Source organism: Sphingomonas panacisoli (genome assembly GCF_007859635.1).
Lineage (GTDB): Bacteria > Pseudomonadota > Alphaproteobacteria > Sphingomonadales > Sphingomonadaceae > Sphingomonas > Sphingomonas panacisoli.
This window is the reverse complement of sequence record NZ_CP042306.1, coordinates 2,755,301-2,777,327: the sequence shown is the minus strand read 5'-3', so window position 1 is coordinate 2,777,327 and position 22,027 is coordinate 2,755,301. Positions and strand designations below refer to the sequence as shown.

General features: G+C 66.3%; 29 protein-coding genes. 20 read left to right on the top strand and 9 right to left on the bottom strand.

Annotated elements, in window-relative coordinates:
* Window positions 1-28: 28 nt before the first annotated feature.
* Window positions 29-1,483, bottom strand: coding sequence for a pyruvate kinase (gene pyk, locus FPZ24_RS13845; protein ID WP_146572929.1), 1,455 nt, complete (start codon window positions 1,481-1,483; stop codon window positions 29-31).
* Window positions 1,484-1,552: 69 nt separating this feature from the next.
* On the opposite strand from pyk, the gene FPZ24_RS13840 reads away from it, so the two are divergent.
* The 10 genes from FPZ24_RS13840 (at window position 1,553) to ruvB (ending at window position 8,303) form a co-directional block, all read left to right on the top strand.
* Window positions 1,553-1,843, top strand: a complete 291-nt coding sequence (locus tag FPZ24_RS13840) for a DUF1244 domain-containing protein (protein ID WP_146572927.1) — start codon at window positions 1,553-1,555, stop codon at window positions 1,841-1,843.
* Between the two features lie 101 nt (window positions 1,844-1,944).
* Window positions 1,945-2,187 carry a DUF2312 domain-containing protein gene (locus FPZ24_RS13835; RefSeq protein ID WP_205012897.1) on the top strand — a complete coding sequence of 81 codons (243 nt, stop codon included), beginning with the start codon at window positions 1,945-1,947 and terminating at the stop codon, window positions 2,185-2,187.
* A 71-nt stretch (window positions 2,188-2,258) separates the two neighbouring features.
* Complete coding sequence (locus FPZ24_RS13830) at window positions 2,259-3,386, top strand: BaiN/RdsA family NAD(P)/FAD-dependent oxidoreductase (RefSeq protein WP_146574554.1); 1,128 nt, start codon at window positions 2,259-2,261, stop codon at window positions 3,384-3,386.
* 111 nt (window positions 3,387-3,497) lie between these two features.
* Window positions 3,498-4,241 (top strand): YebC/PmpR family DNA-binding transcriptional regulator, encoded by a 744-nt coding sequence (locus FPZ24_RS13825; RefSeq protein WP_146572924.1) that lies wholly within the window; start codon window positions 3,498-3,500, stop codon window positions 4,239-4,241.
* 136 nt (window positions 4,242-4,377) lie between these two features.
* Complete coding sequence (ruvC, locus tag FPZ24_RS13820; RefSeq protein ID WP_146572922.1) at window positions 4,378-4,863, top strand: crossover junction endodeoxyribonuclease RuvC; 486 nt, start codon at window positions 4,378-4,380, stop codon at window positions 4,861-4,863.
* Window positions 4,864-4,998: 135 nt separating this feature from the next.
* Complete coding sequence (gene ruvA, locus FPZ24_RS13815; RefSeq protein ID WP_146572920.1) at window positions 4,999-5,592, top strand: Holliday junction branch migration protein RuvA; 594 nt, start codon at window positions 4,999-5,001, stop codon at window positions 5,590-5,592.
* A gap of 11 nt (window positions 5,593-5,603) precedes the next feature.
* On the top strand, window positions 5,604-6,161 hold the full coding sequence (locus FPZ24_RS13810; RefSeq protein WP_146572918.1) for a DUF4337 family protein: 558 nt from the start codon (window positions 5,604-5,606) through the stop codon (window positions 6,159-6,161).
* Window positions 6,158-6,553, top strand: a complete 396-nt coding sequence (locus FPZ24_RS13805; RefSeq protein ID WP_240047481.1) for a GFA family protein — start codon at window positions 6,158-6,160, stop codon at window positions 6,551-6,553. Before FPZ24_RS13810 ends, FPZ24_RS13805 begins: the two co-directional genes overlap by 4 nt.
* A 74-nt stretch (window positions 6,554-6,627) precedes the next feature.
* Entirely contained in the window at window positions 6,628-7,218 is a 591-nt protein-coding gene (locus FPZ24_RS13800) for an RcnB family protein (RefSeq protein ID WP_146572914.1), read from the top strand.
* A 62-nt stretch (window positions 7,219-7,280) separates the two neighbouring features.
* On the top strand, window positions 7,281-8,303 hold the full coding sequence (gene ruvB, locus FPZ24_RS13795) for a Holliday junction branch migration DNA helicase RuvB (RefSeq protein WP_146572912.1): 1,023 nt from the start codon (window positions 7,281-7,283) through the stop codon (window positions 8,301-8,303).
* Here ruvB and FPZ24_RS13790 read toward each other — a convergent pair.
* Together FPZ24_RS13790 and FPZ24_RS13785 are read right to left on the bottom strand one after the other, a co-directional pair.
* Entirely contained in the window at window positions 8,292-8,498 is a 207-nt protein-coding gene (locus FPZ24_RS13790; RefSeq protein WP_146572910.1) for a helix-turn-helix transcriptional regulator, read from the bottom strand. The genes ruvB and FPZ24_RS13790 overlap by 12 nt on opposite strands.
* Window positions 8,491-8,934, bottom strand: a complete 444-nt coding sequence (locus FPZ24_RS13785; protein WP_146572908.1) for a hypothetical protein — start codon at window positions 8,932-8,934, stop codon at window positions 8,491-8,493. Before FPZ24_RS13785 ends, FPZ24_RS13790 begins: the two co-directional genes overlap by 8 nt.
* A gap of 118 nt (window positions 8,935-9,052) precedes the next feature.
* Between FPZ24_RS13785 and ybgC the strand changes: the two genes are divergently transcribed.
* The 9 genes from ybgC to FPZ24_RS13740 all read left to right on the top strand — a co-directional run bounded on the left by ybgC (window position 9,053) and on the right by FPZ24_RS13740 (window position 14,950).
* Complete coding sequence (ybgC, locus tag FPZ24_RS13780; RefSeq protein ID WP_146572906.1) at window positions 9,053-9,511, top strand: tol-pal system-associated acyl-CoA thioesterase; 459 nt, start codon at window positions 9,053-9,055, stop codon at window positions 9,509-9,511.
* A 7-nt stretch (window positions 9,512-9,518) separates the two neighbouring features.
* A complete protein-coding gene (gene tolQ, locus FPZ24_RS13775; RefSeq protein WP_146572904.1) occupies window positions 9,519-10,211 on the top strand; it encodes a protein TolQ in 693 nt (230 codons plus the stop codon).
* Window position 10,212: 1 nt separating this feature from the next.
* The gene (gene tolR, locus FPZ24_RS13770; RefSeq protein ID WP_146572902.1) at window positions 10,213-10,653 is read left to right on the top strand and encodes a protein TolR; all 441 of its coding nucleotides are present in this window, start codon (window positions 10,213-10,215) and stop codon (window positions 10,651-10,653) included.
* The gene (locus FPZ24_RS13765; protein ID WP_240047480.1) at window positions 10,650-11,546 is read left to right on the top strand and encodes a cell envelope biogenesis protein TolA; all 897 of its coding nucleotides are present in this window, start codon (window positions 10,650-10,652) and stop codon (window positions 11,544-11,546) included. Before tolR ends, FPZ24_RS13765 begins: the two co-directional genes overlap by 4 nt.
* Window positions 11,547-11,551: 5 nt before the next feature.
* Window positions 11,552-12,910: a Tol-Pal system beta propeller repeat protein TolB gene (gene tolB, locus FPZ24_RS13760; RefSeq protein ID WP_240047479.1), complete on the top strand. Its 1,359-nt coding sequence runs from the start codon at window positions 11,552-11,554 to the stop codon at window positions 12,908-12,910.
* 31 nt (window positions 12,911-12,941) lie between these two features.
* Window positions 12,942-13,460, top strand: a complete 519-nt coding sequence (gene pal / locus FPZ24_RS13755) for a peptidoglycan-associated lipoprotein Pal (protein ID WP_146572898.1) — start codon at window positions 12,942-12,944, stop codon at window positions 13,458-13,460.
* Window positions 13,461-13,581: 121 nt separating this feature from the next.
* Entirely contained in the window at window positions 13,582-14,496 is a 915-nt protein-coding gene (locus tag FPZ24_RS13750; RefSeq protein ID WP_146572896.1) for an SPFH domain-containing protein, read from the top strand.
* A 9-nt stretch (window positions 14,497-14,505) separates the two neighbouring features.
* Entirely contained in the window at window positions 14,506-14,715 is a 210-nt protein-coding gene (locus tag FPZ24_RS13745) for a type II toxin-antitoxin system antitoxin (RefSeq protein WP_146572894.1), read from the top strand.
* Entirely contained in the window at window positions 14,708-14,950 is a 243-nt protein-coding gene (locus tag FPZ24_RS13740; RefSeq protein ID WP_146572892.1) for a hypothetical protein, read from the top strand. Before FPZ24_RS13745 ends, FPZ24_RS13740 begins: the two co-directional genes overlap by 8 nt.
* A gap of 6 nt (window positions 14,951-14,956) precedes the next feature.
* Here FPZ24_RS13740 and FPZ24_RS13735 read toward each other — a convergent pair whose 3' ends face one another.
* The 5 genes from FPZ24_RS13735 to FPZ24_RS13715 all read right to left on the bottom strand — a co-directional run bounded on the left by FPZ24_RS13735 (window position 14,957) and on the right by FPZ24_RS13715 (window position 19,907).
* The gene (locus tag FPZ24_RS13735; RefSeq protein WP_146572890.1) at window positions 14,957-15,595 is read right to left on the bottom strand and encodes a hypothetical protein; all 639 of its coding nucleotides are present in this window, start codon (window positions 15,593-15,595) and stop codon (window positions 14,957-14,959) included.
* 84 nt (window positions 15,596-15,679) lie between these two features.
* Window positions 15,680-16,540, bottom strand: a complete 861-nt coding sequence (locus tag FPZ24_RS13730; RefSeq protein ID WP_146572888.1) for a S1/P1 nuclease — start codon at window positions 16,538-16,540, stop codon at window positions 15,680-15,682.
* A gap of 32 nt (window positions 16,541-16,572) precedes the next feature.
* On the bottom strand, window positions 16,573-17,505 hold the full coding sequence (locus FPZ24_RS13725; protein ID WP_146572886.1) for an isoaspartyl peptidase/L-asparaginase family protein: 933 nt from the start codon (window positions 17,503-17,505) through the stop codon (window positions 16,573-16,575).
* Entirely contained in the window at window positions 17,426-18,358 is a 933-nt protein-coding gene (locus FPZ24_RS13720; protein WP_338061656.1) for an acyltransferase family protein, read from the bottom strand. The genes FPZ24_RS13725 and FPZ24_RS13720 overlap by 80 nt, the downstream gene beginning before the upstream one ends.
* 370 nt (window positions 18,359-18,728) lie before the next feature.
* Window positions 18,729-19,907: an acyltransferase family protein gene (locus FPZ24_RS13715; RefSeq protein WP_146572884.1), complete on the bottom strand. Its 1,179-nt coding sequence runs from the start codon at window positions 19,905-19,907 to the stop codon at window positions 18,729-18,731.
* Between the two features lie 100 nt (window positions 19,908-20,007).
* Between FPZ24_RS13715 and FPZ24_RS13710 the strand changes: the two genes are divergently transcribed.
* Window positions 20,008-20,829, top strand: coding sequence for a LytTR family DNA-binding domain-containing protein (locus FPZ24_RS13710; RefSeq protein ID WP_146572882.1), 822 nt, complete (start codon window positions 20,008-20,010; stop codon window positions 20,827-20,829).
* Here the strand turns inward: FPZ24_RS13710 and FPZ24_RS13705 are convergent.
* Window positions 20,782-21,972 carry an acyltransferase family protein gene (locus FPZ24_RS13705; RefSeq protein WP_186728868.1) on the bottom strand — a complete coding sequence of 397 codons (1,191 nt, stop codon included), beginning with the start codon at window positions 21,970-21,972 and terminating at the stop codon, window positions 20,782-20,784. The genes FPZ24_RS13710 and FPZ24_RS13705 overlap by 48 nt on opposite strands.
* Between the last annotated feature and the right edge of the window lie 55 nt (window positions 21,973-22,027).

The window sequence follows — 22,027 nt, the reverse complement described above, 5'->3', positions numbered from 1 at the left end:
GCTCCGGCCTTCGCCGGAGCACAATGACTCAGCTATATCCCTTCAACTCGTCCCCGACGATCCGCACGACGTGGATCACGTTGGTCGATCCCGGCGTCTTGAACGGCACGCCCGCCATCACGATCACGCGGTCGCCGGCCTTCGCCAGATGATGGCGCAGCACCATGCGCTTGGCCTTGGCGACCATGTCCTCGAACGAATCGACGTCGCGCGTGTGGACGGCATAGGCGCCCCATAACAGCCCGGATCGGCGCGCGGTTTCCATCTTCGGCGTCAGCACCAGAATCGGCACCGCGGGCCGCTCGCGCGCGATGCGGCGGGCGGTCGAGCCGGAGCTCGTGAAGCACACGATCGCCGCGGCATCGACCGTCTTGGCGATGTTCTTCGCGGCTTCGGACAACGCGTCGGCGGTGGTCGCATCCGACTGGATCACCGTGAAGTGGATACGGTCGCCGTGCATCGGGTCGCGCTCGACGGCCTCGCCGATCGCGTTCATCATCGCGACCGATTCGATCGGCCATTTGCCCGCCGCGCTTTCCGCCGACAGCATGATCGCGTCGGCGCCATCATAGATCGCGGTGGCGACGTCGGATACCTCGGCGCGCGTGGGCGAGGGGCTTTCGATCATCGATTCGAGCATCTGCGTCGCGACGACGACCGGCTTGCCCTGACGCCGCGCGGTTTCGACGATACGCTTCTGCAGCGGCGGCACGGTCTGCGGCGGCAGCTCGACGCCCAGATCGCCGCGCGCGACCATCACGCCGTCGCACGCCTCGATGATCTCCTCGAGCCGCTCGATCGCGGCGGGTTTTTCGATCTTCGCCAGCAACGCCGCCTTGCCGCCGATCAGCTTGCGCGCCTCGGCCAGATCCTCGGGGCGCTGGACGAACGACAAGGCGATCCAGTCGACCCCTTGGTCGACCGCGAACGCCAGGTCGCTGCGATCCTTCTCGGTCAGCGCGGCCATCGGCACGACGACGTCGGGAACGTTCAGCCCCTTATTGTTCGACAGCGGCCCGCCGACCTCGACATTGGTGACGATCTTTTTGTCGTCATGCTCCAGCACGCGCAGCACTAGCTTGCCGTCGTCGAGCAGCAACCGCGCGCCCGATTCCATCGCCTCGAAAATCTCGCGATGCGGCAGTTCGACACGCGTCGCGTCGCCCGGCTTCTTGTCGCGGTCGAGCGTGAAGGTGCTGTCAGTCTTCAACTCGACCTTACCGTCCGCAAACTTGCCGACGCGCAGCTTCGGACCCTGCAAGTCGGCCAGGATCGTCGTCGGCCGCCCATATTTCTTTTCGAGGCTGCGGATCGCTTCGATCACCGCGACCTTCGACGCCTGGTCACCGTGGCTCATGTTGACGCGAAACGCATCGGCGCCCGCCTCATAGAGCTTGGCGATCATCTCGACGGTATTGCTCGCCGGGCCGAGCGTCGCGAGCACGCGAACCTTGCGGGAGCGCGGGGCAATGGCCTTGGTCATACGATCCTCTCGCTTGTGCGCCTTTGCCTCTACCCCCTATCTCGGCGCGATCAACCTTGGAGCATACGAATGGATACGCTCGACACGATCGGCGATGCGGCCGCGGCGCAGGCGTTTCGCCGCCTGGTCCGGCACCTGCGCCATCGCAGCGACGCGCAGAATGTCGACCTGATGGGATTGGCCGGTTTCTGTCGCAATTGTCTCGGCGATTGGGTCGCGGAGGCCGCCGGGATCGACAAGGCCGCGGGCCGCGACGCGGTCTATGGCATGCCCTATGGCGACTGGAAGAGGGCGCACCAGACCGAGGCCAGCCCGGACCAATTGCGGCGAATGGAACAAAGCGTTGCGAAGAATGCGTGACGAATCGGACCGCATCGGGCATCGCGCGCGCTTCATCTGATTCAGGCGGCGCATCGGCGGCCGCGCTAGGGAGATTTATGGCTGAAGAACGTGGCGAAGGCATGGGTGGCGGACGCGTGGCGGCAGACGAACTGCGGCTGCTGATCGAACGTGCCGAGCGCCTGGAAGAGGAAAAGCGCGGCATCGCCGACGACATCAAGGACGTGATGGGCGAAGCCAAGAGCCGTGGCTACGACGTGAAGGCGATCCGCAAGATCCTGGCGATCCGCAAGAAGAAGCGCGAGGATTATCAGGAGGAAGAGGCGATCCTCGAAACCTACCTCAACGCGCTGGGTATGCTCTGAGGGCGGCCGGTTGATTGGCGCAGGCTGAACACACGTACGACGCGATCGTCCTCGGCGCCGGGGCGGCGGGGATGATGGCGGCGGCGGTCGCGGGGCGGAACGGCAACCGCGTGCTGCTCGCCGACCATGCCGACGAGCCGGGCAAGAAGATCCTGATCTCAGGCGGTGGACGGTGCAACTTCACCAACGTCCACACCGCGCCCGACCGCTTCCTGTCGGCCAACCCGCATTTCGCACGGTCGGCGCTGGCGCGCTACACGCCGGCCGATTTCATCGCGCTGGTCGATGGCTATCGCATCGCCTGGCACGAAAAGACGCTGGGGCAATTGTTCTGCGATGGCTCCGCGCGACAGATCGTGACGATGCTGCGCAACGAATGTGCCGGCGGCGGGGTCGATTGGTCGCTGGGGCGGCCGGTCGACGAGATCGATCATGCCGACGGGCGGTTCAGCGTGCGGATCGGCCGCGACACCGCGGTCGCCCCGAAACTGGTGATCGCAACGGGTGGCCCCTCGATTCCGCAGATGGGCGCGACCGGCTTTGCTTACGACGTCGCACGGCGCTTCGGGCTGAAAGTGGTCGAGCCGCGCCCGGCGCTGGTGCCGCTGACGCTCGGCGGCGACGAGGCGCTGTTCAAGACATTGTCGGGTGTGTCGTCGGAGGTGATCGCGACTGCGGGCAAGGGTCGTTTCCGCGAGGCGGCTCTGTTCACCCACCGTGGCCTGTCGGGTCCGGTGATCCTTCAGGCGTCGTCCTATTGGCGGCATGGCGAGAGCGTCGCGATCGACTTCACGCCCGACCGGCCGGACGGCTGGCTGATCGAGCAGAAACGGCTTCACCCGCGCATGGGCGTGCAATCAGCGCTGGGCCAGACGTTACCCGGGCGCCTCGCCGAAGCGCTCGCCGACAAGATCGCGCTCCTCGGCAATCTCGCCGACCAGAGCGACAAGTCGTTGGCCGAGGCCGAAGCGCGGCTCGCGGCATGGCCGTTCCACCCCAACGGCACCGAAGGCTTCATGAAGGCCGAAGTCACGATCGGCGGCGTCGCGACCGACGCGCTGTCGCAGCAGACGTTCGAGGCGAAGGCCGTCCCCGGCCTCCACTTCATCGGCGAATGTGTCGACGTAACCGGCTGGCTCGGCGGCTATAATTTCCAGTGGGCGTGGGCGTCGGCCGTAGCCTGTGGCAAATCCCTCTAACCCGTCACCCCAGCGAAAGCTGGGGTCTCAAGCGGCATGAGATTCCAGCTTTCGCTGGAATGACGATGGGATTTTGATTTACAGACCCGCGCAAACGCCAACGAGGACCCAATGGCCGGCCATTCAAAATTCAAGAACATCATGTACCGCAAGGGCGCGCAGGACAAGAAGCGCTCCAACATGTTCTCCAAGCTCAGCCGCGAAATCACCGTCGCGGCGAAGATGGGCTTGCCCGATCCCGACATGAACCCGCGCCTGCGCGCCGCGGTCAACGCCGCCAAGGCGCAGTCGATGCCCAAGGACAACATCCAGCGCTCGATCGACAAGGCGACGAAGGGCGATGCGGAGAATTACGAGGAGATCCGCTACGAGGCGTTCGGCCCCGGCGGCGTGTCGCTGATCGTCGAAACGCTGACCGACAACCGCAACCGCACCGTCACCAACGTGCGCACCGCCATCTCGAAGAACGGCGGCAATCTCGGTGCGCCGGGATCGGTCAGCCATGGCTTCGACCGGATGGGCCTGATCAACTATCCCGCCAAGGCCGGCGACGCCGACACCGTGTTCGAGGCCGCGCTGGAGGCCGGCGCCGAGGACGTATCGTCGAGCGACGAGGGCCACGAAATCTGGACCGATCAGGGAGCGTTGCACGAAGTCGCCAAGGCACTCGAGCCGATATTGGGTGAAGCCGAAAGCGCGAAGCTCGCCTGGCGCCCGCAGACGATGGTCGAGGTCGACGAAGGCGATGCGGGGACGCTGTTCAAGCTGATCGACGCGCTCGACGACGACGACGACGTCCAGACCGTGTGGGGGAACTACGAGGTCTCCGACGCGGTGATGGAGAAATTGGGGTGAGCCAAATCCTCCCCGTTTACGGGGAGGGGGACCATGCGCAGCATGGTGGAGGGGGATCGCCGCGAGCGGTTCACTTGCGGCCGGCCCCCTCCGTCGGCGCTACGCGCCGCCACCTCCCCGTCCCGGGGAGGATTTCATGATCATCCTTGGTCTCGACCCCGGCCTCGGCACGACCGGCTGGGGGCTGATCCGCGCCGAGGGCAACCGGCTGTCGCACCTCGCCAACGGCCAGCTGAAGACCGACGTGAAGGAAAGCCTCGCGCGGCGGCTGTCGCACCTCGACAGCCAGCTTGCGGCGCTGATCGCCGATCATGCGCCTGGCGCTGCGGCGGTCGAGGAAGTGTTCGTCAACACCAACCCGCAATCGACGCTCAAGCTCGGCCAGGCGCGCGGCGTCGTGCTGCTCGCGGTGGCGCGGGCGGGGATCGAGCCTGGCGAATATGCCGCCCGTCTGGTCAAGAAGGCGGTCGTCGGCGTCGGCAATGCGGAAAAACCGCAAGTCCACGCCATGGTTGCCCGCCTACTGCCCGGCGTGAAGATCGCCGGCGCCGATGCGGCCGACGCCCTCGCGGTCGCGATCTGCCACGCGCATCATCTCGCGTCGGCGCGTCGGCTGGGCTGAATTTCGCTTTCCTACTCGACCGCGTTCCGGTTACGTCCCGCGCATGCGGATCAGCATTTCCCTGACCTTGGCGAGCGACCGGCGAAAACAGGCGCGCCAGTGTCAACCTGGTGTCAACTTAGGCCCGGTCGCGCCGTGATCGCTCACCTGAAAGGCGTGCTCGCCGCGACCGGCATCGACCATGCGGTGATCGATGTCGGCGGGGTCGGTTACCTGGTCGGCGCGTCGGCCAAGACGCTGGCCGCGATCGGCCCGATCGGCGAGGCGGCGACCCTGTTCACCGAAATGCTGGTGTCGGAGGATTCGATCCGCCTCGTCGGCTTCGCCCGGCCCGACGAGCGCGATGCGTTCGTGATGCTGACCGGCGTGCAGGGCGTTGGCGCCCGCGTCGCGCTGGCGATCCTCTCGGTGCTCGATCCGGCCGATCTGGTCCGCGCGGTCGCGGCGCAGGACAAGGCGATGGTGGCGCGCGCCAACGGCGTCGGTCCCAAGCTCGCCGAGCGCATCGTCCGCGAATTGAAGGACAAGGTCGGCGGCGTGATCCCGGGCACGGTCACCCCAGTGGCGGCGGCGAGCGGCGCGGCGTCGGACGCGGTGTCGGCGCTGCTCAATCTCGGCTTTCGTCCGGCCGAAGCCAATGCCGCGGTCGGTGCGGCGGAAGAGGAGTTGGGCGCGGGCGCCAGTCTCGACGCGCTGGTCCGGCTGGCGCTGCGCAAGGCGGCGAAGTGAGGGAGCAATAGATGGACATCGACGTCAGCGCCGAAGCCAAGGACAAGCGCCTCAACAGCCTCGTCGCGATCACCGTCGTCATCCTGTCGGTCTTCATGGGGCTGTGCGGGATCAAGGACGGCAACGTCGTCCAGGCGATGGCGCAGGCGCAGGCGTCGTCGATCGACAAGTGGAACGAATATCAGGCGGCGCGGACGAAACTGCATATCGTCGAGGCAGCGCGGACGCAGATCGCCTTGCTAGCCGCCGATCCCGCCAAGGCCGAGCCGACATTGGCCGCCTATGACGCGGAGATCGCCAAATACATCGCCAAGACTCCTCAGCTCGCGGCCGACGCCAAGGCGCAGTCGGACCTCTACGACGCACTCAACATCCACGACGATCAATTCGACGCGAGCGACGCCGCGATTTCCACCGCCATCTCGATCGCGGCGGTTGCCGCGCTGGCCGAAGCCGGCTGGCTGCTCGTCGTCGCCTGGGGCTTTGGGGGATTCGGGATTTTCATGGGATTATGCGGGTTCTTCGGCTGGGGCTTCCATCCGGCGGTGTTGAGCGGGTTGCTCGGGTGACCCGCCGCGCGACCTGCCAGTGCGGTCAACTCGCGATCGAATGCGAAGGCGATCCGGTGCGCATCTCGGTGTGCCATTGCCTAGATTGTCAGCGTCGGTCAGGCAGCTCGTTCGCCGCGCAGGCGCGCTTTCTGATCGAGCGCGTTACGATCACCGGCGAGGCGCGGCATTGGACGCGCTTCGGCGATGAAGGCGGGCAGGGCGACATGTATTTTTGTCCAACCTGCGGCTCCAACGTGTTCTACAAGCTCCCGGCCCAGCCCGATCTCGTCGCGGTGGCGGTCGGCGCATTCGCCGACCCGACGTTCCCGCAGCCCGATTATTCGGTCTATGAGGGGCGCAAGCATGCCTGGGTCGAGATCGTCGGCGAAGGGATCGATCGGTACGACTGATGCCGTTTGGTCGGCTTGCCCATCGTCGGCGCGGGGCGTAGCCTTCCGAGTCTCGGAAGAAGAGGAGAAGGCGGATGAAGCGGTTTCTCTTGGTGGCGGCCGGTATGTCGCTGATCGTTCCAGACATTGCGCTGGCTTACGGTCAGGCCGGCCCGCAAAGGCCGCCGGACAGGCCCGGGCGCCCCGACAGACCCGGTGGCGGTCCCGCGATTCAGCCGCCCAGACCGGGAACCGGTGGACCGGCGATTCAGCCGCCGAAGCCGCAACCGCCCAAGCCGCAGCCGCCGCGTCCTCGGCCACCCGGCACCGGCGGCCCCGCGATCCAGCCGCCCAAGCCCGGACCCGTCCGGCCGAAGCCGCCGCTGCCGCGCCCGCCCAAGCCGCCGAAGCCGTGGCGCCCCGGCGCGGGCAAGCCGCCCAATTTCCGGCCGATCCATCGTCCGGGCTGGTCCTATCCTACCGGCTGGGCCTATCGCCGCTGGGCGATCGGCCTGTTCCTGCCGCGGCTGTTTTTCGCGACGCCCTATTATTACGATTCGTGGTGGGAAATGGGGCTGGCTCCGCCGGCCGCGGGCTATCGCTGGGTGCGCTATGGACCCGATCTGTTGTTGGTACAGATTCGGACGCGGCGGATCGTCGATGTGATCTACGGCGCCTTCTATTGAACGCGGCGGAATCGCGTTGATCGCTCGACACGGACGGTGGTGAACAGGTAGGGAACGGATCGATGGACGATCCCGACCGCCTGCTCACCGCCGCTCGGCGTGCCGACGACGCCGATGCCGCGCTCAGGCCCAAGACGCTCGACGAGTTCGTGGGGCAGAAGGCGGCGCGCGAGAATCTGCGGGTGTTCATTTCGGCCGCCAAGGCGCGCGGCGATGCGCTCGACCATGTGCTGTTCTTCGGGCCGCCGGGGCTGGGCAAGACGACGCTCGCGCAGATCATCGCGCGCGAGATGGGGGTGGGGTTCCGCGCGACGTCCGGCCCCGTCATCGCCAAGTCGGGCGACCTCGCGGCATTGCTGACCAACCTCGAGGACGGCGACGTGCTGTTCATCGACGAGATCCACCGGCTCCAACCCGCCGTCGAGGAAGTGCTGTATCCCGCGATGGAGGATCGTGCGCTCGACCTGATGATCGGCGAGGGGCCGTCGGCGCGAAGCGTGCGGATCGACTTGCCGCGCTTTACGCTGGTCGGCGCGACGACGCGGCAGGGGCTGCTAACGACGCCGCTGCGCGACCGGTTCGGCATTCCGGTGCGGCTCAATTTCTATACCGTCGACGAGCTGGAAAAGGTCGTGACGCGTGCCGCCAATCTTCTCGACCTCCATGTCGCCCCCGACGGTGCGCAGGAGATCGCGCGGCGCGCGCGGGGGACGCCGCGCATCGCCGGGCGACTGCTGCGCCGGGTGCGCGACTTCGCCAATGTCGCGGGACGCGAGACGGTCGATGCCGAGGCGGCCGACACCGCGCTGACTCGGCTCGAGGTGGACAAGCTTGGGCTCGACGCGATGGACCGGCGCTATCTGACGATGATCGCCGACATCTATCGCGGCGGGCCGGTTGGGGTGGAAACGCTGGCCGCCGGCCTCAGCGAACCGCGCGACACGATCGAGGAAGTGATCGAGCCGTATCTGATCCAGCTCGGCCTTGTGGCGCGGACGGCGCGGGGGCGCTGCCTGAACGCTAGCGGCTGGAAGCATCTTGGACTGAACCCGCCTGTTACCACGCAGGACGGACTATTCGATTAGCCAGAACAGCCCCTCGACCGGCTTGCCGATCGCCGCCGCCAGCTTGAGCGCGAGCACGGTCGACGGCACGAACACGCCGTTCTCGACGGTGTTGATCGTCTTGCGGCTCACGCCGACGCGCTCGGCCAGCTCGGCCTGGGTCCAGCCCAACCGCGCGCGTTCGTCCCGCAAGGTGTTGCGCAGTTCCTCAGCCATCCTTCAGCGCGCGGCGCTCCAGCATCCCGAACCGCAGCAGCGCGACGGCGATGCCGGCCGTCATCAGCACATGGATCGCCTCGCGCGCGCCCAGCGGCTCGAACAGCGACAGGACATACAGCGCTAGGGCGGCGATCATCGTCGCGAGGAAGCCGAAACGAAGCGCATCGGCGCGATTGGCGCGGGTGTTTTCGTCGTTGGTCAGCGCGCGGACCTGAGCGCTTTTGAACCCGTCGAAGCCCGCCAATCCAACCAGCAACACGATCGACAATGCCAGAAAGCCGGCGATCGCGACATAATTCACCAACCGCGTTCCCTCGTCCATGCGCGTGCCCGTGAAATAGCTCGCCTGTTGTGCGACGAACATCGCCGCCAGCGCCGGCATCATCCGGGCGCGGCGGTGGACGAGACGGTCGGCGGTTTCGGCGTCGGTCATGGTCGTGATCCCTGTAACTTATAGGTGACATGTAACCCATGGGTTACATCGATGCAAGGGGCAAAATGCGAGATCAAATGAGTTTGCCTCGCCGCCGCCAGCCGTTAGAGCCTTAACCATGACGGCCGTCGCAACCGATCAGCCCGTCGAAGGACGCTTCGACGGACGCGAGCATCGATTCCCGGTGCGCGTCTATTTCGAGGACACCGACCTGTCGGGCGTGGTCTATCACGCCAATTACCTGCGCTTCATGGAGCGCGCGCGGTCGGACATGCTGCGGCTGGTGGGCGTCGATCAGCGCGGCGTGATGGAGGCGGGCGGCGGCGCCTATGCGGTGTCCGACCTGACCATCAAATATCGTCAGCCGGCGAAACTCGACGATGCGCTGGTCGTGGTCTCGCGGCTGACCCGGCTGCGCGCGGCGGCGGTGGTCATTCATCAGCGAGTCATGCGCGATACCCAAACACTGGCCGAAGCGGAGGTGACTGCGGCATTGGTCGCTCCCGACGGGCGGCCGAAGCGGCAGCCCGCCGACTGGGCGGCGGCGTACGAGAAACTGATCTGGAACGGGGACTGACGACGCAATGAATTGGAGCTTCGACCTCTCGCCGAACTCGACCTCGCCGCTGGCGCTGCTGCTCCATGCCGACATCGTGGTGCAGATCGTGATGGGCGGCCTGCTGATCGCGAGCATCTGGACCTGGGCGATCATCATCGGATCGGCCGGAAGACTTGGGAACGTGCGCAGGACCACGGCCAAGTTCGAGAGCGATTTCTGGAAGGCCGACGATATCGACGCCTTCTACAAGCGCGAAGCCGACAGCGACTTGCCCGTCGCCAAGGTGTTTGCCGCCGGCGTGACCGAATGGCGGCGCTCCACCGCGGGCGGGATCGTCGATCGCGACGGCGTACGCGAGCGACTGGCGACGGCGATGGGATCGGCGGTGGCGGCCGAGACCGACAAGCTCGCAGACCGCCTGAATATCCTCGCGACGGTCGGCTCGGTGGCGCCGTTCGTTGGGCTGTTCGGAACGGTCTGGGGTATCATGACGACCTTCACCGCGATCGCGGCGCAGCAGAATACGTCGCTGGTGACGGTCGGCCCGGGCATTGCCGAAGCGCTGTTCGCGACCGCGATCGGGCTCTTTGCTGCGATCCCCGCCGTGATCGCGTATAACCGCTTCAGTCACCGCGTGAACCAGATCGAGGCGCGGTTGAACCGCTTCGCCGACGGCTTCCACTCGACGTTGAGCCGTCAGCTCGAGGCAAAGCGCTAAGGTGGCGATGTCGCTTCCCTCCGCGCGGGGCAAGGGCCGGCGCGCGCCGATGGCGGATATCAACGTCACGCCGCTCGTGGACGTGATGCTGGTGCTGCTGATCATTTTTATGGTCACCGCGCCGCTGATGACCGCGGGCGTGCCCGTCAATCTTCCCGACAGCCGAGCGAAGGCGCTGGAGCAGGACAAGAAGCCGACGTCGATCTCGATCGAGCGCGACGGGACGATCTATCTCGACGAGAAGCAGGTGAGCGAGGCGGCGTTGCCCGACGCACTCGCGACGATCGCCGCCAAGCGCGATGCCGACGGCAAGCCGCCGCAAGTGCTGCTGCGTGCGGACAAGGGGCTCGATTACGGGCGCGTGATGGCGGTGATGGGCGACCTCAACCGCGCCGGGCTCAACCGCGTGTCTTTGGTGTCGAACGTCAAGGCGGAGCGGTGACGACGGCGACCGCCCCTTCCATCGATCGCAAGCGCGCGATCGAGTTCGGCGCGTCGGCGGCGATCCATGTCGTGCTGCTCGCCGGGCTGTCGGTCGTGCTGCTCAGCCCACCCAAGCCGCCACCGCCCCCCGCGCCGATGGACGTGACGATCGCCGACGATGTCGGACTGGTCGCGACCGCGCCGCAGAATTTGACGTCGCCCGCCCAGAGCCAGGCGCCCGAGTTGGGCAAGCCGGAGGATGCCGCGCCCGCCGCGCCCGCACCAGAACCTCAACCCGTGCCTGCCAAGCCGAAGCCCGCCGAAGTCGCACCCGCGCCCAAGCCGGCAGAGATTACCAAGCCGCTGCCGAAAAAGCCCGCGCCGACTCCCCCGCAACCCGCCAAGCCGCAGACACGGCCCGCGCCGTCGAGCGCGCTGGCCGGAGTCGTCGGCCGCAGCGGCGGTACGACCCCGGGTTCGACCGCTCGGACGACCAGGGGCTCGACACTTGGGGGGATCATGAAAGGCGTCGGCGCGACGCCGAACAACTCGAAGTCGGCCACACCGCAGGGCGCCACGATGAGCGCGGCGGCGGCGATGGATATCGGCCAGAAGATCAAGCAGCAGGTCCAGCCCTGCGCCAATCGCCAGACCAATCCCGGCCCAGGTGCCGAACGCATCCGCGTGACGATCCGCCTGCGGATCAACCGCGACGGTACGCTGTCGGCGCGCCCGATGATCGAGGGGCATGACGGCGTCGACGGCGACAATGCGCGCTATCAACGCCAGGTCGATGACCGCGCGATTGCGACCTTCATGGGCTGCCAGCCGCTGCGTGGCCTGCCTGCAGAACTCTATGACGTCCCCAATGGCTGGAGCAATTTCCTGCTCCGCTACAAGCTTCCCGGATGAGACTTATGACCCGACGCCTCCCGTTGCTCGCCTTGGCTTTGCTGGCACCCGTCGCCCATGCGCAGACCGCGCCGGCCCCGACGCCCACGCCGACTCCCGGCGGGTTGGTCGTCGATGTCGAAGGTGGCATTTCCGCGCCGATGGGGATCGCGGTCCCGCCGATGCCGACCCCGGAAGTGGTCTCGACCGCCGCCGGGCCGACCGACGTGCTCGGTCGCCAACTCGCCGAAGTGATCACCGGCGACCTCAAAAATTCCGGCCTGTTCAAGCCGCTCGGCACCGGCCAACTCCTCAACGTCCCCTTCGCCGAAGCGACCGCGCCGAACTATGGCGGCTGGAGCGCCGCCGGCGCGACGGCGCTGGTTCAGGGCTATGTCCGCGCGAACGGCAACGGCACGCTGACGGTCGGCTGCTACCTCTACGACACTGCGCAGCAGCGTGAACTCGCGCGGCAGGGCTATGTCCTGCCGTTCGGCGAATGGCGTCGCGCTGCGCACAAATGCGCCGACATGGTCTATACCCGGCTGACCGGCGAGGGGCCGTATTTCGACAGCCGCGTCGTCTACGTTTCGGAGACGGGCCCCAAGGGCAAGCGCGTCAAGCGGCTCGCGCTGATGGATCAGGACGGGTTCAACGGCCGTTTCCTGACCAACGGCCAGACAATCGTGCTGACTCCGACGTTATCGCGCGACCAGCGGCGGATCGCGTATCTGTCGTACCTCGACAAGAAGCCGACCATTTACGTCTACGACATCGCCTCGGGCCGCCAGACCAAGCTCGTCACCGATGTCAGCCTCGCGTTCGCCCCGCGCTTTTCGCCGAACGGACAGTGGATCCTGTTCTCGATGGCGCAGAATGGAAATACCGACCTCTACCGCATCCCCTCGGGCGGCGGGCAGTGGCAGCGGCTGACGACCTCGCCGGGGATCGACACCGGCGGCAGCTATTCGCCCGATGGGTCCAGGATCGTGTTCGAGAGCGATCGATCGGGCGCGCAGCAACTCTACGTGATGAACGCTGACGGATCGAACCAGCAGCGGATCAGCTTCGGCAGCGGCCGCTATGCGACGCCGGCGTGGAGTCCGCGTGGCGATCTGATCGCTTTCACCAAGATCGGCGGCGGTTTCCATGTCGGGATCATGTCGCCGGCGGGCGGGGGCGAGAAGATGCTGACCGACGGCTGGCAGGACGAGGCGCCGAGCTGGTCGCCCAACGGTCGTGTCATCATGTTCTTTCGCTCGACCGAGGGCGGATCGGGCGTGGCGGACCTGTGGTCGGTCGATCTGACCGGTGTCAACGAGCGCCGCTTGCCCACCCCGTTCGATGGGTCGGACCCGAGTTGGGGACCGATCCGCGCCGATTGACCGTTCGAAAAGCCAGTTGAGGAGTACGACCATGGCCACCACGACCACGAAACTGATCCTGCTCGCCGCACTCGTTGCGACTGCGGGCTGTGCGACCAAGCGGCCCAAAGTGCTGCCGCCCAGCGCGGGCGATACGCCGGTGACCGACAATTCGGGGAATAACGGCTATGGCAACGGCGCCGTCGTCCCGGGCAGCCCGCAGGACTTCCAGCGCTCGGTGATGAGCGACACGATCCACTTCGCGCTCGACATGTACGATATCGACGCGACCTCGCGCTCGATCCTCGACACGCAGGCGACGTGGCTGCTGAAGTGGCCCGACCGCCGCATCACGATCGAGGGTCATGCCGACGAACGCGGTACGCGCGAATACAACCTCGCGCTCGGCGACCGTCGCGCCAATGCGGCGAAGAATTATCTTGCCGCAAAGGGCATCAACCCCGCGCGAATCACGACGATCAGCTACGGCAAGGAACGCCCGATCGCCCTGGGGTCGGACGAGGCCAGCTGGGCGCAGAACCGCCGCGCGGTGACCATCGTCCTGCAATAATCGCTCGACCATTCAATAGATAGGGGGCGGTGGCGCGACGACGCTGCCGCCCTTTTCGATTCCGCTTGCGACTCGCCCAAACGCGATATAAATATGATATCATAATTAACGGGAGGGCCCCATGGCCACGCTTGCTACGTCCGTCACCGATCGTCACGCCGCGCTGACCCTGTCGCAGGAGCGGGCAGCTTCGACCTCCAGCGGTTATCTGATGCTGTTCGTCATGCTGGTCGCGATCGTCGTCGCATTCTTCGGCACGACGCAGATCAATTACACGCCCGAGATCGGCGTGCCGCTACTCTTGCTCGGCGCGCTGGTCTTCGCGTTCGTGATGCCTGGCTTCTACATGCTGCAACCGAACCAGGCGGCGGCGATCACGCTGTTCGGCAGTTACAAGGGCACGGACCGCACGACGGGGCTGCGCTGGATCGTGCCGTGGTACGGTAAGAAGAAGCTGTCGGTCCGCGCCAACAACATCATTTCGGACAAGATCAAGGTCAACGATCTGCGCGGCAACCCGATCGAGATCGCGGCCCAAGTGGTGTGGCGCGTGACCGACACCGCGCAGGCGCTGTTCGACGTCGACGACTACAAGTCGTTCGTCATGGTCCAGATCGAGGCCGCCGTCCGCACGATCGGCTCGCGCTACCCATACGACGATTTCGAGCATCAGGAAGTGACCCTGCGCGGCAATCACGACCAGGTCGGCGCCGAGCTGCGCCAGGAACTGATCGCGCGGCTGGCGATGGCGGGGATCACGGTCGACGAATGCGGCTTCACGCACCTCGCCTATGCGCAGGAGATTGCCGGTGCGATGCTTCGCCGGCAACAGGCGCAGGCCGTCGTCGCGGCGCGCCAGACCCTGGTCGAGGGTGCGGTCGGCATGGTCCAGATGGCGCTCGAGCAATTGTCGGCGAAGAACGTGGTCGAGCTCGACGACGAGCGACGCGCGGCGATGGTGTCGAACCTGATGGTCGTGCTGTGCGGCGAGCGCGACACGCAGCCGATCGTCAATGCGGGCTCGCTCTACCAGTAAGCGCTGACGATGGCCGCTCCCCCAAAAAAGGCGTTCCCGTTGCGCCTCGATCCCGGCCTGTACGCCGCGATCGAGCGCGCGGCGGCGAGCGATTTGCGGAGCGTCAATTCCCAGGTCGAATGCCTGCTGCGCGAGGCGCTGGCGAAGCGCGGGATCAAACTGGCGGACCCGGTGCGCGCCAAGCGCGGGCGGCCGCCGAAGGAGACGGACGATGAGTAACGGGGATTGGTTCGCGCCGAAGCGGTTCGGCTATGGCGCCGGAATGCCGATCGCGTGGCAGGGCTGGGCGGTGATCGCCGTCCATGTCGCGGCGTGCGTCGCCGCATTCCTGCTCCTCGTGCCGCGCCACGTGGTCGTCTTCATCGCGGTCATCGCGATCGCCACGGTGCCGCTGATGATCGTCACCGCGCAGCACACACGCGGCGGCTGGAAATGGCGCTGGGGCAGCGAATAATGCTGGCTAGCGTGCCGCTTTGCATTCGGTGGTCGGGGAGACGCTGACCTTGCCCTCGACGTCGCGGACGAACACGCTGACGTCGCGGCACGACTTGCCCCCGACTATGCGTGGCGTGCCGTAGACCGCGACCGCGCGCTCGCCATTGACGGTCGGCAGGGCTGCGACGTCGGGATCGGGCCGCTCGATCGCCAGGCCTGTGTCGTCGCTATCGGCTGCGGGTGAGACCGCCCAATTGTATGGCATCGGGGTAAATGGCGTGATCGGAGCGGCACGGACAATGGGTCGCGGCTTCGCCTTGTGCTTAGGCTTGACCAAAGCGACCTTCGTGTCGATCGGCATCACCACTTCATATCCCGCGACCGGCGGGGACGCGCGCAGCACGCTACCCGACGCGAACACCAGACCCAGTGCCAGCGATGCGCAGCCGACATAGCCCATCGCGCGCCACAGAACGGAGGCGCCCTGGCCACGATTCTCCTGCTTGGCCGGCCGGTGGAACCGGCTGCTTCGCATCGTGAAGTGGAAGCGTTTCGACCCGAAGCCGATCTCGACCTGGCGGTTGGTCATCGTCGCTTCGAACCCGTCGCCGAACGACGAAACGAGGGGGCGGTGATAGACGATGGGGCGAACGCCGGTGGTCATGGCCGTAGGTTCCTGCGACTCGGTGGCTGGAACCGGCGATGAGAGCGGACGATATGGTTAACCGCAAGCGCGTTAACGGTTGCGCTAGCCCAGCGCTTGGTCGAGCATCTTCGTGAGCCGCAACCCGCCGCGCTTCACCTCCAGCCGTACGGTCGGGACGAGGCGTTCGATCGTCGCATTGTCGAGCTTGGCGCGCGTTGGCGTCGGGCCGCAGGGATCCCCGCCGACCGCTGTCGCATAGGTGGCATCGTGCGCGACCTGCCAACTCTCACGGCTCCAGTCCGTGACGCTGCCTGCGGCGATCTGCCCGCGTTCCGCAGCCGGGTAGCGCCGTACTAGGCTCGGTCGGGTCGAGATCGCGCGTTCGGCGAGATAGCCGTCCCAGATCGAATGCAGGTTGAGCCGGCTCGCGGTGTACGTGCCGTAATCGGCCTTCACATCGTTGCCGCCCTTGTCGCCCTTCTCGCCGGCGTGGAGCGGCTGGTGCAGGTCGCCGACGAAATGGATCAGGAACACCAACGCGCGAACGCGATCGGCGGTGGGGGCGCGGCGATCGGCCAGGATCTTGGCATCGCGCACGATCTGCGCCGACACACAATTGTCGTCTTTGCACGCTTCGATCAGGTCGAACGGCTGGCAGATATTGACGTCCTGATAGTGCCAGGCGCTCGTGTTGCCGAACTTCTGCGTCCCGTCGGGGTTCTTGATCCCCTTGATGCAATCCGCCCAGATCGCCGCGTCGTCGATCGTCCCGGCCTTGCACTCCGGAGTCCCGAGCAGCGCCTGCTGGCGGAGCAAGGCGAGGACGCGGGTGCGCGTCGTCGGCTTGATGTTGGCCCAGGCGATCTGCGCGATCGTCTGGTGGCCGTATTCCCAATAGGCGCCGGCGGGCGAGGCGACGAGGAGCGCGGTCAGCGCGGTGAGCAGTACGAGGATACGCGTCATTTGCGAGCGCCTACGCCCACCGCGCGCGGGGCTCAATCCTCGTTGTCGTAAAGCGCGACGACCCGATCGCCGGCCGCAGTAACGCGGCCGCGATAGAGGCTGGCGGTAGTGAAGCTCCACGCTGCGCCGCCCTGGGCATCGGTGACGATCACGCCGCCGGTGCCGCCCAACGCCTTGACCTCGGCCATGACGGTGTCGGCGGCGACCTTCAGGGTTTCGCCGACGAAGCGGACGCGGGCGTTGATCTGGAACGCGACGCTTTCGCGAATGAAGAACTCGCCCGCCCCGGTGCACGACACCGCCGCGCCGCGATCGTCGGCATAGGTGCCGGCGCCGATCAGCGGCGAGTCGCCGATTCGGCCCCAGCGCTTGCCGGTGACACCGCCGGTCGATGTGGCGGCGGCGATATGCCCCGCCTGGTCGAGCGCCACCGCGCCGACCGTGCCGTATTTCATATCGACGTCGAACTTGCCGCCGTTCGCCAGCAATTCCTCGAGCTGGCGGCGGCGTTCAGGGACGCCGAACCACTCGGCATCGGCTTGTTCAAGGCCATGCTCGCGGCTGAACGTATCGGCGCCTTCGCGGCCGAGCAAAACGTGGTCGCTTTCCTCCATCACCGCGCGGGCGAGGGTCACCGGATTTTTGGTCGCGGTGACGCCGGCGATCGAGCCGGCCCGCAGATCGGCACCATTCATGATCGCGGCGTCGAGTTCGTTCGCGCCTTCATAGGTGAAGGCCGATCCGCGTCCGGCGTTAAAATGGGGATCGTCTTCCAGCACGCGAACCGCCGCTTCGACCGCGTCGAGCGACGTGCCGCCGCCAGAAAGGATCGCCGATCCCGCGTCGAGCGCCGCGTTCAGCGCGGCGCGCAGGCCCGCGTCGGTTTCAGGCCGCGTCTGGCTGCGGGCGATCGCGCCGGCGCCGCCATGGATCACCAGCGACCAGCGAGGAGAGGAGTCCGTCATGGCGGCGAGCGGTAGACGCCTGGGTCCGGCGCCGCAATCCGATCAGCGGCCGCAACCAATTCACTTCGCGGCCGATCAGATAGAATGCCCAGCATCCCGCGACAGTGGCTGGCACGAGGATCGCGAACTCCGCCGCCGCGCCGAGCCCCAGCGGCTTCAACGCGAACTCACCGAGTACGATCACCGTCTGGTGGATCAGGTAGAACGGGAACACCGCTTCCGTCAGCATCGGGCGGATCGCCGCGTCGCGGTTGAGGTAGCGTTCGGCAAGCCCGATCAGCGCGGCTACAGCGGCCCAACTTTGCAGCTGATGCGCGACGAGCATCTGTTCGCCCAGCCATTGTGGCGGGTATTGGTTGCCCGGATAGCTGAGCTCGACGGTCGCGCCGAACGCGTAACTCGCGACCGCCACGATCGCCGCAGCTTTCCACCAGCGTACGAACGCCGCCATCACCGGCTTCGACCGCGCCAGACCGAAGCCGAAGAGAAAGGCAGGGAAATAGGCGAGGTGCGCGACACCATCGTTGATCAGGTCCTGGCTGTCGCTCCAGCGGTGAAAGACGACGACCTGACTGAGCACCAGATAGATCGTCGGGATGACGAGTGCGCGCCACCCACCGAACGCCTTGTCGAACCAGATCTGTAGCTTCGCCGGGCGCGGGACGAGCAGCAGCAGCGACAGCGCCGCGGTGTAGGTGAACAGATAGCCGACGAACCAGAGATGGTTCCATGTCGGCAGCCCGACGCCGTCGATCGCGGCGAACGCGAAATAGTCGTGCAGCAGGAAATAGCCGAAGCCCTGCGTGTAGCCGTGCTGGCTTACCAGCTCGACCCAGCTTTGCGGCGGCACCATCACGACGACGCCGAACAGGAGGGGGAATCAGCAACCGGCTGGCACGGGTGGTCATGAACCGCCGGACACCGCCGGACTTTTCGAGCAGGGCGCGGCTGGCATAGCCCGACACGACGAACAGCAGCATCAGCCGCCACGGATTGCTGATCAGCATCGCCACCGCCAGCCCATCGATCGGCTCGGCCGTCTTCACGTGGAAGCCCCACGGCGTGAACACCATTGCGGTATGATAGAGAATCAGGACCGCGAACGCGCCGATGCGCAGCCAGTCCATGCCGTAATGCCGTTCCATCGCCGCGCCATGTAATGGATCGCGGCGCGATAGCTACCCATCGCGCCGCGATCTGTTGTCATTCGGGCTTGAACGGTTTCACGCCACGTCGGGTTGCGCGCGGACGTGAAGATTGGCGACCGCGGGTGCGGATGTCGGGCGCCGCTTGAGCCCGATCAGCGGCCGCAGCCAGTTCATGTCGCGGCCGATCAGGTAGAACGCCCAGCACGCCGCGACCGTCGCGGGGACAAGGATCAGGAACTCGGCGAGCGCGCCCAGTTCGAGCGGCCGGATCCAGAATTCGACCACCACGATCGCGGTCTGGTGGATGATGTAGAAGGGGAAGGTCGCCTCCGCGAGCGTCGCGCGCCAGACGTGATCGCGGTTGCCGAATCGCTCGGCGATGCCGATCAGCGCGGTGATCGCGGTCGCCGCCTCGATCTCACGAACGAAGCGATACAGCAGCGCCGTGTTGTCCGTCGGAAAGCTGAAGTCGGGATAGGCGATCAGCAGGCCGACGATCGCGACATAGCTGCCCACCGCTAGCATTGCCGACAGCTTCCACCAGCGCGCCAATCCCGCCATCGCGGCCTTCGATCCGGCCAGGCCGAACCCGAACAGCACCGAAGGGAAATATTGCAAGTGCGCGATCCAGTCGTCGTAGAATTTGTGCGTGTCCTCGATGCGATGGAACAGCCAGAATTGCGTGACGATCAGGAAAGCGAGCGGCACGAAGACCGCGCGGCTGCCGGCGAACACGCGGTCGAACGCAGCCTGCCAGCGCGCGCCGCCGGGGATTTGGACCAGCAGCGACAGCGCGACGGTATAAAACCAAAGATAAAGCACGAACCAGAGGTGGTTCCAGGTCGGCATGACGATGCCCGACAGCGTGCCGAAGCGGAAATAGTCGCTGGTGAAGAAATGCCAGAAGCTGCCGACATAACCATGCTGCGTCGTCAGCTCGACCCAGGTCTGGGGCGGAATGATCATCGCCATCCCGAAGATCAGCGGGACGAGCAGGCGCGTATTGCGGCTGGCGATGAACGCGCGGACGCCGGCTGATTTCGCGTAGAGCGCGCGGCTGGCGTAACCCGACACGACGAACAGCAAGGTCAGCCGCCAGGGGTTGGTCAGCAGCATCGGGATTTCGGTCCACACGATCGGCTGCCCGGTTTTCACCTGGAACCCCCAGGGCACGAAGACCATGCCGATATGATAGAGGATCAGCAGGCCGAACGCACCGATCCTTAGCCAGTCCATGCCGTAATGCCGTTCCATCATTCGCCTCCTCGATTGGGATGAGGGATGGCTAGCGGCGGGGCGTCGAGACCGGTATCGGAGAGGGCCGGAAAGCGGCTTCACGGGGACGATCGCGCAAGTGGCTGGGACGAACGGCGGGTGGCGCGGGATGAACGGGGCGCAGCGGCGCATCCTGGCGATGCTGGGCGGCGGTTTCCTGGTCGTGATCGCCGTGATCATGGTCGCCAACGCGATGTCGATGATCAGCGATTTCGCATCGGCAGGCATCCCGATGAGCCCCGCGCACGTCTGGCTGATGGAAGCGAGCAGTATCGCGATCTGGCTGATGCTGATCCCGGTGATCTGGTGGCTCGTCGCGCGGTTGTGGCGGTCTGGCTGGCCGTGGTGGGCGATGGCGCTGTTGATCGTCGCGGCGACCGTGCCGCTATCGCTGCTGCACGTCGCCGGCATGGTCGCGATCCGCAAGGCGGTGTACGCGTTGCAGGGCGACGCCTATCTTTTCACCGTCGGGCGCGGGGTCAATCCGTGGCTGTACGAATATCGCAAGGACGTCGCGACGATCCTGCAATTCGTCGGGCTGGCGGCGCTCGGTCAGTGGCTGATCGCGCGCGCGGCGACGCCGGCGGAGGCTGGCTCAACAACACTGGCGGTGAATGACGGCGCGGTGACGCACCTTGTGCCGATCGACGAGATCGAGTCGGTCAGCGCAGCGGGCAACTATGTCGAGATCGTGTGGGGACCGCGCACTTTGCTCCATCGCGCGACGCTGGCCGCGGTCGAGGCCGAACTTGGCGATGCGTTCCTGCGAATCCATCGCGGGCGGCTGGTGCGGCGGGCGGCGGTAAGGCGAATCGAGACCGACAAATCGGGCGACTTCACCGTCGAACTGGCGTCAGGCGCGACCTTGCGCGGGAGTCGCCGGTACCGACCGGCCGACTGAGCGCGGCGCCAGGCCGATCAACGGGCGGAGCCACGCGACTTCGCGGCCGATGAGGTAAAAGGCGGTCGCGAACCCGAACGTGCCGGCGAGCAGCAGCGCGAACTCGGCTAGCGGGTCGAGCCCCCAGGGCAACGTCAGCCACGCCAGCAGGATGATCGCGGGATGATGCGCGATGTAGAGCGGGAACACCGCCTCCGCGAGCATAGCGCGCCAGCGATGGTCGCGGTTGAGGTGGCGATCGGCGAGCTGGAACAGGATCACGATCATGCTCCACGCCATTGCGATGCGCGAGATGCGGTCGAGGGCCATGACACCGTGCGGCGGCATGTGGTGGCCGGCATAGGCGAGTTCGACCAAGGTCACGACCAGCCCCGACGCGACTGCCAGCCCGATCGCGCTAGGTTGCGCCCGCGCGATGGCGGGCCACAGCGTGCTCCGTCCGCCCAGCGCGAACCCGAACAGGAAGATCGGGAAATAGAGCAGGTGCGCGTTCCAGTCGGTGAACAGGCCCTGCTTTTCGGGGATCACGAACATCACCGCCAGCTTGGCCAAGGCCAGCACGGCGATCGGTGCCCAGATCAGTCGCGTGCCTTTCGCTAGCCAATCGGCTGCGACCGTCGTCCGCTCGGGGCTCCACCCGCGCATAGCCAGCAATCCGGCCAGCGCCATGGTGTACGCCCAGAGGTAGACGACGAACCACAAATGCTCCCAGCTCGGAAAGGGCGGTCCATAGGTCGGCGTCACCTGCCAATAATCGCGCAACCAGTAATGGATCAGCCCGCCCGGGTAGCCCGCAATCTTCGCCCGCACCCACGTCTCGACCGGGATCAGCGCGACCATCGCGAACGCCCAGGGGATCAGCAGCCGTCGGTTGCGCGACGCGACGAACGCGCGCGGCCCGCCCGATTTGTCGAACAATTTGCGGCTGGCATAGCCCGAAACCGCGAACAGCAGCGGCAACCGCCACGGCGTCAGCAGCGCGAGCGGGACGATCAGTTGCGGGTAGGTCGTCGGCGACTTGATGACCCAGTCCCAGGTCGAGAAGACCATCGCGACGTGATAGACGATCAGCAGGCCAAAGGCGCCGATGCGTAGCCAGTCGAGCCCGTAGTGGCGGGAGCGGGTGAGGGCGGTGTCGGTCATCGGCTTGATCCTGATCAATAGTCGCATCGACTGACCAAATCGTTGACGCGAGCGC

What these genes read in the sequence shown, in the direction of transcription:
- FPZ24_RS13830 (WP_146574554.1), top strand. Translation starts at nt 2,259, where the DNA reads ATGATGGCGGCGGCGGTCGCGGGGCGGAACGGCAACCGCGTGCTGCTC.
- FPZ24_RS13810 (WP_146572918.1), top strand. Translation starts at nt 5,604, where the DNA reads ATGGACATCGACGTCAGCGCCGAAGCCAAGGACAAGCGCCTCAACAGC.
- ruvB (WP_146572912.1), top strand. Translation starts at nt 7,281, where the DNA reads ATGGACGATCCCGACCGCCTGCTCACCGCCGCTCGGCGTGCCGACGAC.
- pal (WP_146572898.1), top strand. Translation starts at nt 12,942, where the DNA reads ATGGCCACCACGACCACGAAACTGATCCTGCTCGCCGCACTCGTTGCG.
- FPZ24_RS13835 (WP_205012897.1), top strand. Translation starts at nt 1,945, where the DNA reads ATGGGTGGCGGACGCGTGGCGGCAGACGAACTGCGGCTGCTGATCGAA.
- FPZ24_RS13735 (WP_146572890.1), bottom strand. Translation starts at nt 15,595, where the DNA reads ATGACCACCGGCGTTCGCCCCATCGTCTATCACCGCCCCCTCGTTTCG.
- FPZ24_RS13725 (WP_146572886.1), bottom strand. Translation starts at nt 17,505, where the DNA reads ATGACGGACTCCTCTCCTCGCTGGTCGCTGGTGATCCATGGCGGCGCC.
- ybgC (WP_146572906.1), top strand. Translation starts at nt 9,053, where the DNA reads ATGACGGCCGTCGCAACCGATCAGCCCGTCGAAGGACGCTTCGACGGA.
- FPZ24_RS13705 (WP_186728868.1), bottom strand. Translation starts at nt 21,972, where the DNA reads ATGACCGACACCGCCCTCACCCGCTCCCGCCACTACGGGCTCGACTGG.
- FPZ24_RS13800 (WP_146572914.1), top strand. Translation starts at nt 6,628, where the DNA reads ATGAAGCGGTTTCTCTTGGTGGCGGCCGGTATGTCGCTGATCGTTCCA.
- FPZ24_RS13740 (WP_146572892.1), top strand. Translation starts at nt 14,708, where the DNA reads ATGAGTAACGGGGATTGGTTCGCGCCGAAGCGGTTCGGCTATGGCGCC.
- tolQ (WP_146572904.1), top strand. Translation starts at nt 9,519, where the DNA reads ATGAATTGGAGCTTCGACCTCTCGCCGAACTCGACCTCGCCGCTGGCG.
- FPZ24_RS13825 (WP_146572924.1), top strand. Translation starts at nt 3,498, where the DNA reads ATGGCCGGCCATTCAAAATTCAAGAACATCATGTACCGCAAGGGCGCG.
- FPZ24_RS13750 (WP_146572896.1), top strand. Translation starts at nt 13,582, where the DNA reads ATGGCCACGCTTGCTACGTCCGTCACCGATCGTCACGCCGCGCTGACC.
- FPZ24_RS13840 (WP_146572927.1), top strand. Translation starts at nt 1,553, where the DNA reads ATGGATACGCTCGACACGATCGGCGATGCGGCCGCGGCGCAGGCGTTT.
- FPZ24_RS13790 (WP_146572910.1), bottom strand. Translation starts at nt 8,498, where the DNA reads ATGGCTGAGGAACTGCGCAACACCTTGCGGGACGAACGCGCGCGGTTG.
- FPZ24_RS13745 (WP_146572894.1), top strand. Translation starts at nt 14,506, where the DNA reads ATGGCCGCTCCCCCAAAAAAGGCGTTCCCGTTGCGCCTCGATCCCGGC.
- FPZ24_RS13730 (WP_146572888.1), bottom strand. Translation starts at nt 16,540, where the DNA reads ATGACGCGTATCCTCGTACTGCTCACCGCGCTGACCGCGCTCCTCGTC.
- FPZ24_RS13715 (WP_146572884.1), bottom strand. Translation starts at nt 19,907, where the DNA reads ATGGAACGGCATTACGGCATGGACTGGCTAAGGATCGGTGCGTTCGGC.
- tolB (WP_240047479.1), top strand. Translation starts at nt 11,552, where the DNA reads ATGACCCGACGCCTCCCGTTGCTCGCCTTGGCTTTGCTGGCACCCGTC.
- FPZ24_RS13720 (WP_338061656.1), bottom strand. Translation starts at nt 18,358, where the DNA reads ATGGTGCCGCCGCAAAGCTGGGTCGAGCTGGTAAGCCAGCACGGCTAC.
- FPZ24_RS13785 (WP_146572908.1), bottom strand. Translation starts at nt 8,934, where the DNA reads ATGACCGACGCCGAAACCGCCGACCGTCTCGTCCACCGCCGCGCCCGG.
- ruvC (WP_146572922.1), top strand. Translation starts at nt 4,378, where the DNA reads ATGATCATCCTTGGTCTCGACCCCGGCCTCGGCACGACCGGCTGGGGG.
- pyk (WP_146572929.1), bottom strand. Translation starts at nt 1,483, where the DNA reads ATGACCAAGGCCATTGCCCCGCGCTCCCGCAAGGTTCGCGTGCTCGCG.